The 15134-nt window shown below is 73.5% G+C and carries 7 protein-coding genes; 1 reads left to right on the plus strand and 6 read right to left on the minus strand.

Going from position 1 to position 15134, the window contains the following annotated elements; genetic code table 11:
- The first annotated feature begins 17 nt into the window (after positions 1–17).
- The gene (locus ACGFI1_RS01120; RefSeq protein ID WP_392781800.1) at positions 18–5855 is read left to right on the plus strand and encodes a WD40 domain-containing protein; all 5838 of its coding nucleotides are present in this window, start codon (positions 18–20) and stop codon (positions 5853–5855) included.
- 10 nt (positions 5856–5865) lie between these two features.
- Here ACGFI1_RS01120 and coaE read toward each other — a convergent pair whose 3' ends face one another.
- The 6 genes from coaE to polA form a co-directional block, all read right to left on the minus strand.
- On the minus strand, positions 5866–6465 hold the full coding sequence (gene coaE, locus ACGFI1_RS01125; protein ID WP_392781803.1) for a dephospho-CoA kinase: 600 nt from the start codon (positions 6463–6465) through the stop codon (positions 5866–5868).
- A gap of 16 nt (positions 6466–6481) precedes the next feature.
- Positions 6482–6973: a GNAT family N-acetyltransferase gene (locus ACGFI1_RS01130; RefSeq protein ID WP_392781806.1), complete on the minus strand. Its 492-nt coding sequence runs from the start codon at positions 6971–6973 to the stop codon at positions 6482–6484.
- 88 nt (positions 6974–7061) lie between these two features.
- On the minus strand, positions 7062–9020 hold the full coding sequence (locus ACGFI1_RS01135) for an endonuclease/exonuclease/phosphatase family protein (RefSeq protein ID WP_392781809.1): 1959 nt from the start codon (positions 9018–9020) through the stop codon (positions 7062–7064).
- A gap of 259 nt (positions 9021–9279) precedes the next feature.
- Positions 9280–10761, minus strand: a complete 1482-nt coding sequence (gene rpsA / locus ACGFI1_RS01140; RefSeq protein WP_138638852.1) for a 30S ribosomal protein S1 — start codon at positions 10759–10761, stop codon at positions 9280–9282.
- Positions 10762–10995: 234 nt separating this feature from the next.
- Complete coding sequence (locus ACGFI1_RS01145) at positions 10996–12081, minus strand: polysaccharide deacetylase family protein (RefSeq protein WP_392781812.1); 1086 nt, start codon at positions 12079–12081, stop codon at positions 10996–10998.
- 348 nt (positions 12082–12429) lie between these two features.
- Entirely contained in the window at positions 12430–15120 is a 2691-nt protein-coding gene (gene polA, locus ACGFI1_RS01150) for a DNA polymerase I (protein WP_138638854.1), read from the minus strand.
- Positions 15121–15134: the final 14 nt, after the last annotated feature.

Raw genomic sequence — 15134 nt, forward strand, 5'->3', positions numbered from 1 at the left:
CGCGCGATACTGGCGGCATGACACCCCCCGGCGGCCACCCCAGGCAGGAGCGTCCGACCGACTTCTTCATCAGCTACTCCCCCGCGGACGAGCGGTGGGCGGCCTGGATCGCCTGGCAGCTGGAGGCCGCCGGGCACCGGACGATGATGCAGGCGTGGGACTTCGTGCCCGGCACGAACTTCATCGACTACATGGACCGCGGCCTGTCGGAGGCCAAGGCCGTGGTGGCGGTGCTGTCGCGCAACTACCTGCGGTCCCGGTACGGGCGGCTGGAGTGGATGGCGGCACTGCGGGCCGACCCGGACGACCCCGCCCGCAAGCTCGTCACCGTCCGGATCGAGGACTGCCCGATCGACGGGCTGCTGTCCACGATCACCTACGTGGACCTGGTGGGCGTCGACGACCCCGACGAGGCGCGCGGGCTGCTGATGCGGCGCATCCAGGAGGCCCTCGCCGGGCACGCGCGACCCCTGGACGGCCCCGGCTTCCCCGGCGGCGGCTCTCCCGCACCGAACGGCGGCGGCGTCCCGCCGGGCCGCCTGGAGGGGGCTGAGGGGCCTCAGGAGCCTGTCGGGGAGCGGCCCGCCCGGCGCGCGCCGGCGGCGGCCCCGGCGTTCCCGGCGGCGGGCGGCGGGGCCGAGCCCCGCGAGCGGCTCAGCGTGCTGCACGTGTCGGGGCCCCGGTTCGGGCGGACGCTCGCCGAGCCCGGCGAGCCCACCACCGCCGCCGAGCTGCAGGACCGCATCTGGAGCGACGTGACCCGGCTGGCCGACGCCGGCGTGCCGCGCCCCGACCTGCTCGTCGTCACCGGCAACCTCACCCACTCGGGCAGCCGCCGGGAGTTCGCGGAGGCGCTGTCGTTCCTGACCAGCCTGCGGGCGCTGCTCGGCCTGGAGGCGCAGCGCGTCGTGATCGTGCCGGGCACCCACGACGTCACCCGCGCCGCGTGCCAGGCGTACTTCTCCAGCTGCGAGGCCGACGACATCGAGCCGCAGCCGCCGTACTGGCCGAAATGGCGCCACTACGCGGGCCTGTTCAAGGAGTTCTACCAGGGCATCGACGCGCTGATCTTCGACAGCGCGCAGCCGTGGACGCTGTTCCCCGTCCCGGACCTGCGGGTCGTGGTCGCCGGCCTCAACTCGACCCTGCCGCAGACCCACCGCGAGGAGGACCGCTACGGCCGGGTCGGCCAGGCCCAGGCCGCCTGGTTCAACGAGCGGCTGCGGCACTTCGAGGGCGAGGGGTGGCTGCGCCTGGGCGCGGTGGAGCACACGCCCATCGCCGGCGAGCCCGGGGCGCTGCGCGACCCCGACACGGTGGAGACGCTCCTCGGCGGCCACGTCAACGTGTTCTTCCAGGGGACGGAGTCGGAGCTCGGCGCCGTCCCGCTGCTCGGCGGCGGCGCGCCGTCCGTCCCGGCGCTCGGCCCCGGACGGCACCAGACCGTCGTCCTGACCCGCGACGGCATGGAGCGGTGGATCCCCGAACGCGCCGCCCAGCGCGGCCCGGAACGGCTCGAACGGTCATGGGAGGGCGTCGCGGGAACGTTCCCCCCGCCGCGCGCGGAGACACCGCCCGCCCCTCCCGCCCCCGAACTGGGCCCGGTGCGGAACGGCGCCGCCGAACCCGTCCACGACCCCACGGCACTGCTCCTCGACCGGCTGACGGAGGCGTGCGAGACCCGGTTCGAGCGCGCCACCATCCGGCGGATCGTCCCGCCCGCGCGCGAGGAGGGCCGCACCGACCCGCCCCACCTGCTGCTCACCCACATGGAGGACGGCTTCGTCCGGCAGTACCGCATCGGCGCCCACGTCGGGCAGGTGACCGAGGCCGACGTGGACGCCTTCGTCCGGCACGTGCACGCCGACGGCGCCGACCACGGCTCGGAACTGGTGTACCTGGGGCCCGCGCCCTCAAGGTCGCTGCGCGACGACGCGCTGCGGCGCGGCATCCGGGTGCGCAGCCTCACCGAGTTCCAGGGCCTGCTCGACCTGTCGGAGTACGTCGCGGCGCAGACGCGGCGGCTGTCCGGCGACGGGGTGTACCCGCCGTCGCTGTACGTCCCGCAGCGCTTCCGCGAACTCGACCGCTTCCAGACCCCCGACGAGGGGGCGCGCCTGGCCGGGGACGTCCGCGACGACGTCGTCGGCGAGATGCTGCGGCTGCTCGCCGCCGACCACGGCCGCTTCCTGCTGCTGCTGGGCGACTTCGGGCGCGGCAAGACGTTCGCGCTGCGCGAGCTGGCCCGCCGCATCCCCGAGGAGCTGCCGCACGTCATCCCGATCCTCATCGAGCTGCGCGCCCTCGACAAGGCCCACTCGGTGGACGGCCTGGTCGCCGCGCACCTCGCCAACCACGGCGAGGAGCTGATCGACCTCAAGGCGTTCCACTACATGCTCCGGCAGGGCCGCATCGTGCTGCTCTTCGACGGGTTCGACGAGCTGGTGACGCGGATGACCTACGACCGGGCCGCCGACCACCTCGACACGCTGCTGCAGGCCGCCCAGGACAAGGCGAAGATCGTCGTGGCGAGCCGCACCCAGCACTTCAAGTCGCAGGCGCAGGTGCTGACGGCCCTCGGCGAGAAGGTCGGCGTGCTGCCGCACCGGCGCGTCCTCGGCCTGGAGGAGTTCGCGCCCCCGCAGGTCCGCTCCTACCTGGTGAACCGGTACGGCGACGAGGGCGCCGCCGAGGCGCGGCTGACGCTGCTCGCGGGCATCGAGGAGCTCCTCGCCCTCACCGCCAACCCGCGGATGCTCTCGTTCATCGCTGACCTCCCCGAGGACCGGCTGCGCGCGGTCGCGCAGGCCCGCCGCGCGGTCTCCCCCGCCGACCTCTACGACGAGATCCTGTCGTCCTGGCTGGCCTACGAGGCCGACCGGGTCGGCGGCGCCGGCGGCCCCTCCGGGCTGAAGACCGACGACATGTGGCGTGCCGTGGGCACCCTCGCGCTGCGGCTGTGGGAGGGCAACGAGCAGTTCCTGAGCCTCGCCGAGCTGGCCGACGTCGCCGACGCGCTCACCGGCCTCGCCGGCGGCCGGATGTCGCCGCACCAGGTCACGCACGCCGTCGGCGCCGGGAGCCTGCTCGTCCGCACCGACGACGGCCTGTTCGGGTTCATCCACGCCTCGGTGATGGAGTGGCTCGTCGCCCGGCACATCGCCGCCGAGTTCGCCGCCGGCGCGGCGGGCACCGCGCCCGCCGCGCTCGGCCGCCGCGCCATGACCCAGCTCACCGTCGACTTCCTGTGCGACCTCGCCGACCCCCGCGCCTGCCAGGAGTGGGCGGCCGGCGTCCTCGCCGACCCCGGCGCCGGCGACATCGCCCGCGCCAACGCCATCCGCGTCACGACGCGGCTGCGCACCCCGGCGCGCACCGACCTGCGGGGCGCGCGCCTCCAGGGCGAGGACCTGTCCTACCGCGACCTGCAGGAGGTCGACCTCACCGGCGCCGACCTCACCGACGCGCAGCTCGTCGGCGCGAACCTGTCGCGGGCGGTCCTGCGGGGCGCCTCCCTCGCCGGGGCCCGGCTGGACGAGGCGCGGCTCACCGGCGCCGACCTGCGCGGCGCCGACCTGTCCCGGGCCCGGCTCGCCCGCGCCGACCTGCGCGACGCCGCCGTCGACGGCAGCCGCTGGACCCGCGCCGCCCTCGTCGACGCCGTCCTGCCCGACCGGATCGCCGCCGCGCCCGAGCTGCGCGAGGCCGCGATCGCCCCCGGCCGCCCCATCGACATCCAGATCGCGCCGCCCGCGGTCGGCGTCCCCTACGGGTTCCACTTCGCCACCAGCCGCCTGCCGCAGCCGCTCGCCTACAGCCCCGGCGGATCCGTCGTGGCGGTGGGCAGCGAAGACGGCGGCGTCCTGGTGTGCGACGCCGTCACCGGCACGCCCCTGCGCACGCTCCAGGGCCACACCGACCGCGCCTACGCGGTGGTGTTCGACTCCGGCGGCAACCTCCTGGCGAGCGGCTCGGCCGACGGCACCGTCCGCATCTGGGACCTCGCCACCGGGCACACCGCGCACACCCTGCCCGTCCACCCCGACGGCGTGTGGCCGGTCGTCCTCGGCGGGCGCGCCCCCTCGGGCGCCGACCTCCTCGCCGCGGGCGACGCAGGCGGCACCATCCGCGTCTGGGACACCGCCACCGGCGCCCTGCTCCACGAGCTGGCCGGGCACACCGCGCCCGTCTACACCGCCGTGTTCGACCCCGCCGGGTCCCTCATGGTCACCGGCGACGCGGGCGGCACGCTGCGCGTCTGGGACCTCGCCACCGGCGCGCTCCGGCGCGAGCTGACCGGCCACAGCGGCGCGGTGTTCCGAGCCGTGTTCCACCCCGACGGCTCCCTCCTCGCCGCGGGCGACGAGGCCGGCGTCGTCCGGCTCTGGGACATCCGCACCGGCGAGATCGGCCAGGAGCTCCTCGGCCACACCGGCCGCGTCTACGCCATCGCCTTCCACCCCGGCGGCGACCTCCTCGTCACCGGCGACACCGACGGGTCCGTCCGCCTCTGGTCGGGCGGGCGGCAGCGCGCCGTCCTGTCCGGCCACGGCGGCGGCATCTACCAGGCGACGTTCAGCCCCGACGGCGGCCGCCTCGCCACCGCCGACAGCGCCGGCTCCGTCCGCCTGTGGGACCCCGCGACCGGACGGCAGCGCCTCGAACTCGCCGGGCACCGCGGCGCCGTGTGGCCGTTCGCGTTCCGCCCCGACGGCGCCCAGCTCGCCACCAGCAGCAACGACGGCACCGCCCGGCTGTGGGACGCCGAGACCGGGCAGTGCCGGGTCGTGCTGCGCGGCCACGGCCGCCGCGTCACCGGCGTCGCGTTCAGCCCGGACGGCGGCATGCTCGCCTCCAGCGGCAACGACGGCCTCGTCCGCCTCTGGGAGCCGCGCTCCGGCCGGATGGTCCGCGAGCTGCGCGGCGTCGCCGACAACCTCACCTCCGCCGCGTTCAGCACCCGCGACTCCCAGCTCGCCACCGCCACCAACGACGGCGGCGTCCACCTGTGGCAGGCCGGCACCGGCACCTTCGAGCGGGAGCTGAACGTCGAGACCGACCACGTGTGGGCGCAGGCGTTCGCGCCCGCCGGGGACGTCCTCGCCACCGCCAACGACGACGACACCGTCCGCCTCTGGTACTGGACGACCGGCCGCGAGACCGTCAACCTCGCCGACCACCGGGGCCGCGTCCGCTCCATCGACTTCCACCCGGGCGGCGCGCTCCTCGCCACCGGCTGCGACGACGGCGCCGTCCGGCTGTGGCACCCCCGCACCGGCGAGCTCACCGCCGCCCTGCGCGGCCACACCGACCGCGTCTACCGGGTGGCGTTCTCGCCGTCCGGCGACGTCCTCGCCAGCGCCAGCAACGACGGCACCGCCCGGCTCTGGGACTCCTCCACCGGGGAGACCCTCCACACCCTCGCCGACCACGCCGGGCGCCTGTGGACGGCGGCGTTCCACCCGTCCGGGACGATGCTCGCCACCGCCGGCGACGACATGGTGGTGCGCCTCTGGGACCCGGCCACCGGGCGCCTCCTGCACACCCTCACCGGCCACACCCGCCGCATCTGGTCGGCGGCGTTCAGCCCCGACGGCACGCTCCTCGCCACCGCCGGCGACGACGGCGCCATCATCCTCTGGGACGTCACCGACCGCGACGCCCCCGCGCGCCGCGCGACCCTCCTCGGCCTGGCCGAGGGCTGGGCCGCCCTGGCCCCCGACGGCCGCTACAAGTGGGAGGGCAACGCCACCGCCGAATTCTGGTACGCCGTGGGAATGTGCCGCTTCGAGCCCGGCGAACTGGACCCCTACCTCCCGGAGGTCCACCGCCTCCCCCTCGACGCCCCCTTCTAGGAGCGCGGGGTCAGGGGGCGGTGCGGTGGGTGAGGGTCTTCCAGAGGGCGTCCACCTGGGCCTTCAGGTCGTCCAGGGTGCCGGAGTTGTCGATGATGTGGGTGGCGACGGCGCGGCGGTCGGCGCGGGACGCCTGGGCGGCCATGCGGGCGCGGGCGTCCTCCTCCGCCATGCCGCGGCGCGACGTCAGGCGGTCGAGCTGCGTCTCCTCGGGGGCGTCCACCACGACGACCTCGTCGTACATGGGGGCCAGGCCGTTCTCCGCCAGCAGCGGGACGTCGTAGACGACGACGGCGTCGGCGGGGGCGGCGTCCATCAGCTCCTGCATGCGCTCCCCGACGAGGGGATGGACGATCGCGTTCAGCGCGGCGAGCCGCTCGGCGTCGGCGAACACGATGCGGCCGACCTTCTCGCGGTCGAGGCCGCCGGACGGCAGCAGCACGTCCTCGCCGAACTCCGCCACGACGGCGGCGAGGCCCGGGGTGCCCGGCTCCACGACCTCCCGGGCGATCTTGTCGGCGTCGATGACGACCGCGCCGTGCCCGTCCAGCAGCGCGGACACCTCGCTCTTGCCCGAGCCGATCCCGCCGGTGAGTCCCACTTTCAGCACGGGCTCACCCTAATGGCTAGCCGGTTTCGGCGGGAACGAGGGGTTTGCGCATGTGCACCAGCGTGAGGTGCGCGGCGACGCGCTCGCGGTGCGTCTCGCTGTAGCCCAGCCGCCGGTACAGCCGCAGGTTCGCGTCGCTGAGGTGGCCGGTGAACAGCACGCAGGCGTCCACCCGGCCGGCGACCTCGCCCTCCAGCTCCGCCATGAGGCGGCGGCCGATGCCGCGGCCCTGCAGGTCGGGGGCGACGACGAGCCGCCCCACCAGGCACGTGTGGTCGCTGAACTGGGCGCGGACCGCGCCGACGACGCGGCCGCCGAGCACCGCCTTCAGCACCACCGCGTCCCCCGCGAGGACCTTGCGCAGCTGCTCCACCGACTCGACCAGCGGCGGCAGGAACGGGTCGCCGTACAGCTGCGCCTCCGCCACGTACGCGGCGCGCTGGACGGTCATCAGCTCCCCGGCGTCGTCCGGGCCCGCCCGCTCGATCACGACCGCCGACTCGCTCATGGGCCTGCTCCCTGTGGGGGCGACCCCCGCCTCCCGGTTCGCCGCGCTCATGTCCAGACCCTAGCGGCGCGGGGACGCCGGGGCCGGGTCACCGCCCGATCCGGACGGTCACCGCGACCGGGTAGTGGTCGGAGGCGTCGGACTTCGGCACCTCGTAGTCGGTGACGAGGACCCCGTCCGACCCGAAGATCCAGTCGTGGGTGGAGCCGTCCGGCCTGGTCGGGTAGGCCTGGCCGCCGAGCGCGGCGCTGCGCAGGTCGGTGCCGTCGGTCAGCGCGGCCAGCTCCGGGCTGCCCGCGTCGGTCTGGAAGTCGCCGCCGATGATCGTGCGGGGCGCCCCGCCCCAGGCCCGCAGCAGCGCCGCGATCTCCCGGGACCGCTCGTCGGCCTGGTCGTCGCCGCCCTCCAGATGCGTCGACCACACGTCCATCGTGGCCTTCCCGACCGCGAGCCGCGCCCACACGTACCCGCGGATCTGCGACCAGTCGCCGCGCGACATCCGCCCGCTCCCGGCCTTGCGCACCGGCAGCGAGGTCAGGATCGCGTTGCCGAACTGCCCGTCGGCGGCCGGGCCCCAGATCAGCTTCATGCCGAGCCGCCGCGACAGCCACACGCCGACGTCGGTGGTGCCGGACGTCAGCGCCCCGCGCCCGGCCTCCTGCAGCAGGACGACCTGGGCCCGCTGCCCCTCGATGACCCGGGCGATGCCCTCGGGGTCGAGGCGCCCGGACTGGTCGACCGCGTCGTGGATGTTGTAGCTGAGCACCCGCACCTGGCCGTTCGCGGCCGCCGGCGGGGCCTTGCCGTCCGGCGCCGCGACGGTGAACACCGCGGTGCCGATGAGCAGCAGCAGGGCCGCTCCCCCGGCGGTGAGCGCGCGCAGCGGGGCGCGGGCCGGCAGCGGGCCGCCGCGCGCCGCCGCGAACGCCGCGAGCGCGCCGAGCAGGATCCCGGCGAGGCCGGGCAGCAGGTTGTTCGGGAACGGCAGCGGCGACACGGCGCTGACCTGGTACGGGATCAGCACCACGGCGATCAGCAGGCCGCCGAGGGCCGCGCCGGCGTCGATCCGCCAGACGGGGCCGCCGGTCCCGGCGCGGCGCAGCGGCGCGCGGACCGCCACCGCCAGCAGCCACGCCGCCAGCACCTGCCCGACGATCACGACGGGCACGACCTCGATGCCGGCGACCGCGTACGTCCCGGCCACGGCGCCCGCGCCGACGCCGAGGAGCGTCCCGCCGAGCACGCACACGCCGCCCGGCACCGCCCGCACGGCGAGGCCGGAGGCGAGGAACGCGAGCGCGAGCCCCTGCCCGGCGACGATCGTGACGTGCGCGGCGGTCAGCGACAGCCAGCCGGACGACGCGACGAACGCGGGGCTGGCGAGGACGAGGACCTGCACCGCGAGGAACGGCCCGAACGCCGCTGCGCCCAGCGCGTCCCGCCAGGACACTCCCGGCGGGGCGATCGGCCCGGACGCCAGCTCGCGGTAGAGCGCGGCGGCGCCGACGCCGACGAACGCCAGGCACGCCAGCCAGGGGCCGACGCCGTCCCGCCACACCGGGTCCCAGGTGGCGAAGCACATCCGCACGGCGCCGTCGATGGCGAGGCCGGCGACGGCCGCGGTGGCGAAACCGACCCCGGACAGGCCGCGGGCGCCCTCGAACAGCGCCGCGACGGCCACCATCCCGATCGCGGTGCCGGCGAGCGCCAGCCAGGTCCGCGGGTCGATGGCCTGGGCGAGCAGGCGCACCGCCAGCAGCCCGCCGACGCCGGTGAGCAGCAGCCCGCGCGGGCCGGCGGCGCGGCGCACCAGCGGCGCGGCGAACCCGGCGAGGAACAGCAGCAGCACGCCGCCGCCGGCGACGGCGTTGCCGGCCCGGTCGGCGAAGTGGTCGAGCTGCGGCAGCGCGAACCGCAGGGTCTGGGCGAGGACCGCGACCGTGACCGCGATCAGCGCGAGCCGGGCGGGGCCCTGCGGGACGATCGGGGGGCCGGCCGCGGCGGGGCCGCCGGTCCTGACGCGGGCGTCGGCGTCTGTCCTGGCCAATTGAACGAGTGCTCCCGGGGACGAGCGGACCTTCGGTGCAGGGGCGAGGCGTCGGGGACGCGGCCCACCCGCCATCGTGACGCAACCGAAGCACGGCCGGAGGCCGATCCAGAAGATCGTTCTCCGGCCGTGTTCGTGTTGTTCACCGGCCGTCCGTCCGGGCCGCGAGGGCGGCACGGCATGGACGGCGCGCGCGAGCGGTCAGCGCGTCGTCACCGATCTCCCCTTCCCCGGGCGGACCCGGGGAAGGGGACGCGGCTCACTGGCCGCCGGAGAGCTTCTCCCGCAGCGCGGCGAGCGCCTCGTCGGTGGCGAGGGCGCCACCGCCGGACTCGCTCTCGCCGCCGCCGGAGTAGGAGGTCTCGCCGCCACCGCCGCCCGCGGGCGCGGTGTCGGCCTCCGCCTCGGCCTTGCGGGCCTCTTCGATCTGCTTGCGGTGGGCGTCGAAGCGGGTGCGGGCCTCGGCGTACTGCCGCTCCCAGGTCTCCCGCTGCTCGTCGAAGCCCTCCAGCCACTCGCCGGTCTCGGCGTCGAAGCCCTCGGGGTACTTGTAGTTCCCCTGCTCGTCGTACTCGGCCGGCATGCCGTACAGCGTGGGGTCGAAGTCCTCTTCCTCCATGCTGGCGGCGCCCTCGTTGGCCTGCTTCAGCGAGAGGCTGATGCGGCGCCGGTCGAGGTCGATGTCGATGATCTTCACGAAGATCTCGTCGCCGACCTGGACGACCTGCTCGGGGATCTCCACGTGGCGCTCGGCCAGCTCGGAGATGTGCACCAGGCCCTCGATGCCCTCCTCGACCCGGACGAACGCGCCGAACGGCACCAGCTTGGTGACGCGGCCCGGCACGACCTGGCCGATCTGGTGGGTGCGGGCGAACTGCTGCCACGGGTCTTCCTGGGTCGCCTTGAGCGACAGGGAGACGCGCTCACGCTCCATGTCGACGTCCAGGACCTCGACCGTGACCTCCTGGCCGACCTCGACGACCTCGGACGGGTGGTCGATGTGCTTCCAGGACAGCTCGGAGACGTGCACCAGGCCGTCGACCCCGCCGAGGTCGACGAACGCGCCGAAGTTGACGATCGACGACACGACGCCCTTGCGGACCTGGCCCTTCTGCAGGGTGTTGAGGAAGGTCTGGCGGACCTCGCTCTGCGTCTGCTCCAGCCAGGCGCGGCGGGACAGGACCACGTTGTTGCGGTTCTTGTCCAGCTCGATGATCTTGGCCTCGAGCTCGCGGCCGACATAGGGCTGCAGGTCGCGGACGCGGCGCATCTCGACCAGCGACGCGGGCAGGAAGCCGCGCAGGCCGATGTCGAGGATGAGGCCGCCCTTGACGACCTCGATGACCGTGCCGGTGACGATGCCGTCCTCGTCCTTGATCTTCTCGATCGTGCCCCAGGCGCGCTCGTACTGGGCGCGCTTCTTGGACAGGATCAGCCGGCCCTCCTTGTCCTCCTTCTGGAGGACGAGGGCCTCGACGTGGTCGCCGACGGTGACGACCTCGTTGGGGTCGACGTCGTGCTTGATGGACAGCTCGCGCGAGGGGATGACGCCCTCGGTCTTGTAGCCGATGTCGAGGAGGACCTCGTCACGATCGACCTTGACGACAGTGCCCTCGACAATGTCGCCGTCGTTGAAGTACTTGATGGTCTCATCGATCGCCGCGAGGAAGGCTTCCTCGGACCCGATGTCGTTGACCGCTACCTGCGGGGTGGTCGAGGTGGCCTCGGTGCTGCTCGTCATGTGTCGGCTGGCTCCGGTACGGACATGGAAGTCGTATGGGTTGTGCGCGGAGGGCCGTTATCCGCCCTGCCGAAGACCGGAATCGGACGCGGAGACCGCGTCAGTGAACCGAACCGTTGTCGCCGACCTGACCGAGCGCGAGCCTGCTCCGTCCGAAGCGCGCGCAGGCCCACAGCGCAGCGATCAGGATATGGGACCAATCTCGCGTGGTCAATCCGCCCGGGGCGGCGATGATCAGTACGTCCGCGCACGGGCCCGGTACTGCTTGGCGATCCGGTCCTCGGCGGCCTTCGGAAACGTCACGGTGTTCGGGTCGCCGTCCGAGGTGTACCGCTCGTCGGGGTGCTTGTCCAGGTACTCCAGCCACGCCGTCGAGCAGTACTTGGTGCAGTCGTTCTCCTTGATCTTGCCCTCGGACCGCACCCGGTCGATCTTCCACCGGTCGAACTCGCCGTCGAAGGGCGACATCGCCGGCCGCCACCCGGCGAGGAACATGCCCTGGAAGGCGTACCTGCCGCCCTCCTTCTCCGCCCAGGCCTCCTTCTTCGGGACGGACCCGAACGGGTAGGCGAACGTCGTCGTGTGCGCGCCGGTGAGCTTGAGGATCTCGTCCTCCATCCCGCCGATCTCCTTGCGCACGCCCTTCTCCGACATCCCGGCCAGGTTCGGGTGCGTCACGGTGTGGTTGCCGAGCTCGAACCCGCGCTGCTGAAGCCACTTCAGCCCGGCCCCCGCCTGCACCGGGTCCATCCCGAACAGGTCCTTGTTCAGGTAGAACGTCGCCACGGGACGGAATCCCGGGTTCTCCCGCGCCACCTGCTCGATGACCGCGACCGCCGTGTCCGGCTTGGGGTTGCCCGCCGCGTCGAGCCCGAAGTGCCCCGGCGTGCTGTCGTCGAACGTCAGCACCACCGGGTGCTTGCCCGCCGGCACGTTGAACCGCCCGCCGACGAACTCGGCCGCCGTGATCGGGTAGTAGCCGCTCTTCGCCAGCATCGTCAGCTCGTCGTACAGCTCCTTGGTCGACCGGTCCAGCGACAGCTCGGGCTTCTTCAGGATCCGGTGGTACATGATCACCGGCACCTGCCCCAGCTCGTTCGCCTTGGCCGCCACCGCCCCCGGCGCCGCCGCGGGAATGGGCGCGGACACCGAGACCGACGGGGACGCCGAGCCCCCCGCCGAAGGAGCCACGCTGACACCGGCGGCCTTCGCCGTGGGCGTCACCGAGGACTTCGCCCCGGCCCGCTCGGCGGTCTCCCCCTTCTCCCGTCCGCGCGTCCCGGGCAGCGTCAGCCCGAGCACGACGGCGCAGATGATCACAACCCCAGCGATCTTGTGAAGGAGCGGCACGATACCCCCGCCGGTGCGACCGAACAGGACCAGGGGGACAGCGTACGACCCCCCGGACATCTAGGACACCCACTGGCGTACCCGCATGATCCCTACAGACGCTCCGCCCCCGCCCACACTTCCCTCAAGACACGCCGGAACGCCCGTAACCCAATCCCCACGACAACCCCACGACCGCGGCGCGAGGCAGGTCGAGCGAAGCAAGACCGCCCTCACCCCAGCGAGCCGCAAGGCGAGCCGAAGCGATGCAGCAATCGCACGTTTTGTCCGCCGAAGGGAGGGCCCCCAGGGCCCGACCGCCAAGGAGAAAACAAAAAACTAATGCGCCGCGTCCTGCCAGGTTCGGCCGGTGCCCATGGAGATGCTCAGGGGGGCGCGCAGCTCGTAGGCGCCGGCCATCTCGGTGCTGACGAGGGTCTTGAGGGTGTCGAGCTCTCCGGCGGCGACTTCGAAGACGAGTTCGTCGTGGACCTGGAGGAGCATGCGGGAGGTGAGGCCGGCGTCGCGGAGGGCGCGGTCGACGTTGAGGCTCGCGACCTTGATGATGTCGGCGGCGGAGCCCTGGATGGGGGCGTTGAGGGCCATGCGCTCGGCCATCTCGCGGCGCTGCCGGTTGTCGGAGTTGAGGTCGGGCAGGTAGCGGCGGCGGCCGAGGATGGTCTCGGTGTAGCCGTCCTGGCGGGCCTTGGCGACGATGTCGCGGAGGTAGTCGCGGACGCCGCCGAACTGCTCGAAGTACTCCTCCATGAGGCCGCGGGCCTCGTCGGGGGAGATCCGCAGCTGCTGGGAGAGGCCGTAGGCGGACAGGCCGTAGGCGAGGCCGTAGTTCATGGCCTTGATGCGGGCGCGCAGCTCGGAGTCGATCTGCTCGGGCGGGAGGCCGAAGACGCGGGACGCGGTGATGGTGTGGAAGTCGGCGCCGGAGCCGAACGCCTCCAGGAGCGCGTCGTCCTCGGAGAGGTGCGCCATGATGCGCAGCTCGATCTGGGAGTAGTCGGCGGTGAGGAGGGACTCGTAGCCCTCGCCGACGACGAACGCCTCGCGGATCTGGCGGCCCTCGGCGGTGCGGATCGGGATGTTCTGCAGGTTCGGGTCGGTGGACGACAGCCGGCCCGTCGCGGCGATCATCTGGTTGTAGGTGGTGTGGATGCGCCCGGCGTCGTCGAGCATCGGGATGAGGGAGTCGACGATGCTCTTGAGCTTGGCGACCTCGCGCCAGCGCAGGATGTGCTCCAGGACGGGGTGGCCGTCCTTCTCCAGGAGGGTCGTGAGGGCCTCGGAGTCGGTGGTGTAGCCGGTCTTGGTGCGCTTGGTCTTGGGCAGGTTCAGCTCGTCGAACAGGACCTGCTGGACCTGCTTGGGCGAGCCGAGGTTGAAGTCGTGGCCGACGGCGTTGTGGGCGAGCTGCTCCTGCTCCTTGACCTGCCCGCCGAGGGACGCCGACAGGTGCGCGAGGTGGTCGGCGTCGACGGCGATGCCCGCGCGCTCCATGTCGGCCAGGACGCCCACGAGGGGCAGTTCCACCTCGTGGAGGAGGCGGGTGGCGCCGCGCTTCTCGAGGTCCTTGTCGAGGATGTCGGCCAGCTCCGTGACGGCGCGCGCGCGGACCGCGAGGGCCTCGGCCGCCTCCTCCTCGCCGGAGCCGTCCAGGGTGAGCTGCCCCGAGTCCTCGGTTTCGCTGCGCAGTTCGCGGTGCAGGTAGCGCAGGACGAGGTCGGCGAGGTCGAACGTCCGCTGGCCGGGGAGCGCGAGGTAGGCGGCGAGCGCGGTGTCGCTGGTGACGCCGGCGAGGGACATGCCGCGCGCGGCGAGCGCCAGCATCGGGCCCTTGGCCTCGTGGACGGCCTTGGGCCGCGCCGGGTCGGCGAGGTAGGCGGCGAGGGCGCGCTCGTCGTCCTCGATCAGCTCGGCGGGGTCGAGGTGGACGGCCGGCCCCTTCTTGGACGCCAGCGCCAGCGCGGTGATCTCGCCGGTGCCGCGGCCCCAGCTGCCGGTGACGGCGACGCCGAGGCGGTCGCCGGCGTTGGCGTCCAGCCAGGCGCCGAGCGCGCCGGGTTCGAGGGCGTCCAGGTCGACCTCGAAGCCCTCGTCGGCCTCGGGCTCGGCCGCCGACAGCGACGCGTACAGGCGCTCGCGCAGGACGCGGAACTGCAGCGAGTCGAACAGGGTGTGGATCTCCTCGCGGTCCCACTGGCCCATGGACAGCTGCGGCGGCATCAGCTCCAGGCCGACGCCGGTGTCGAGCTTGTTGATCTGCTGGTTGCGCAGCACCCCGGCGAGGTGCTCGCGCAGGTTGTCGCCCGCCTTGCCCTTGATCTCGTCGACGCGGGCGACGAGGGTGTCGAGGTCGCCGTACTTGGTCAGCCACTTCGCGGCGGTCTTCGGGCCGACGCCGGGGACGCCGGGCAGGTTGTCGCTGCTCTCCCCCACCAGCGCGGCCAGCTCGCGGTAGCGCTCGGGCGGGACGCCGTACTTGGCCTCGACGGCGGCCGGGTCCATCCGGGCGAGCTCGGAGACGCCGCGGACCGGGTACAGGATCGTGACGTGCTCGTTGACGAGCTGGAACGCGTCCCGGTCGCCGGTGACGACCAGGGTCTCCATGCCCGCCTCGGTGGCCTGGACGGACAGCGTGGCGATGATGTCGTCGGCCTCGAAGCCGGCGACCGACATGCGCGGGATGCGCAGGGCGTCCAGCACCTCGAAGATCAGGCTGACCTGGCTGCGGAACTCGTCGGGGGTCTTCTGCCGCCCCGCCTTGTACTCCACGTACTGCTCGTGCCGGAACGTCGGCTCCGACCGGTCGAACGCCACCGCGATGTGGGTCGGCTGCTCGTCCCGCAGGACGTTGATGAGCATCGAGGTGAAGCCGTACACGGCGTTGGTCGGCTGCCCGTCGGTGGTGGAGAAGTTCTCCACGGGCAACGCGAAGAACGCCCGGTAGGCCAGGGAGTGCCCGTCGAGCAGGAGAAGCCGGTCACGCTTGTCAGGGGTCGCTGGTGTCGTTGCCACACCAGGACTCTAGT

This window comes from Actinomadura geliboluensis (assembly GCF_043197915.1).
Lineage (GTDB): Bacteria > Actinomycetota > Actinomycetes > Streptosporangiales > Streptosporangiaceae > Spirillospora > Spirillospora geliboluensis.

Coding starts and splice junctions, on each gene's coding strand:
- ACGFI1_RS01120 (WP_392781800.1), top strand. CDS start 18: ATGACACCCCCCGGCGGCCACCCCAGGCAGGAGCGTCCGACCGACTTC.
- ACGFI1_RS01130 (WP_392781806.1), bottom strand. CDS start 6,973: ATGAGCGAGTCGGCGGTCGTGATCGAGCGGGCGGGCCCGGACGACGCC.
- rpsA (WP_138638852.1), bottom strand. CDS start 10,761: ATGACGAGCAGCACCGAGGCCACCTCGACCACCCCGCAGGTAGCGGTC.